The sequence below is a fragment of the Yersinia nurmii genome (genome assembly GCF_001112925.1).
Taxonomy (GTDB): domain Bacteria; phylum Pseudomonadota; class Gammaproteobacteria; order Enterobacterales; family Enterobacteriaceae; genus Yersinia; species Yersinia nurmii.
Genome location: NZ_CPYD01000035.1, coordinates 1 through 683 on the forward strand (window position 1 = coordinate 1; position 683 = coordinate 683).

Here is a 683-nt window from a genome sequence, read left to right on the forward strand (position 1 = left end):
AATATCTGATGCGTTCGATGTATCTATCCGCATCAGCAGTACACGATAATGTTTCCAAGAAATAAGAGATCCTCTCTCATCTTCCGTTGCGATATTCAAGTCAACCGCATCCTGAAGCGGGGCTATTTTCCCTGATGCAAATAGCAACAATTCATCCCGTTTTGTTTCTGCTGATTTTATAAGCTCCTCTATACTTTCCACCCTCTTAACGATTGACTTGCCGTCATAAACCCAGCCGCCTTGATTGTCGCAACCAGTGGGAATGTTATTCACTTCAATAACATCGCAATTTAGAGGGAAAAGCATAGAAATATCTTCGCTGATACATTGCACTACTCGACTTATAGGCCCTAGTGCAATTTTATATTTTTTCTTAAACAGATTCTGCGACTCATACCAATCTCGGCCATTAACATCAATGAGATATTGTGAGTCAGTGCCTAATTTTGGCTCTTCCGGTATATATGACTTTAAATTTAATAATTCCATAACTAATCCCTATGCAGTAATCGTAGACCAGGTGCCATTTCTTAAAATCTGTATATATCTATACGATTGACTTGTTGCACCATTCAACCCAACCATAAATGCACCAATTGGCGATTCACCTGCTGGTCCAGTCACTGTTGCTGTTACTCTAACGCCGTCTATTTTCCCCTGCACAGCAGCGGCCAATCCTGACG

At 41.0% G+C, this 683-nt stretch carries 2 protein-coding genes; both read right to left on the reverse strand.

Translation table 11 applies throughout. The features are described 5' to 3' along the window. A partial coding sequence (locus tag AD970_RS18410) for a tail fiber assembly protein (RefSeq protein ID WP_049602458.1) occupies positions 1-489 on the reverse strand: 489 nt, incomplete at its 3' end. Positions 490-498: 9 nt separating this feature from the next. Then, a partial coding sequence (locus tag AD970_RS20015; RefSeq protein WP_209429091.1) for a hypothetical protein occupies positions 499-683 on the reverse strand: 185 nt, incomplete at its 5' end.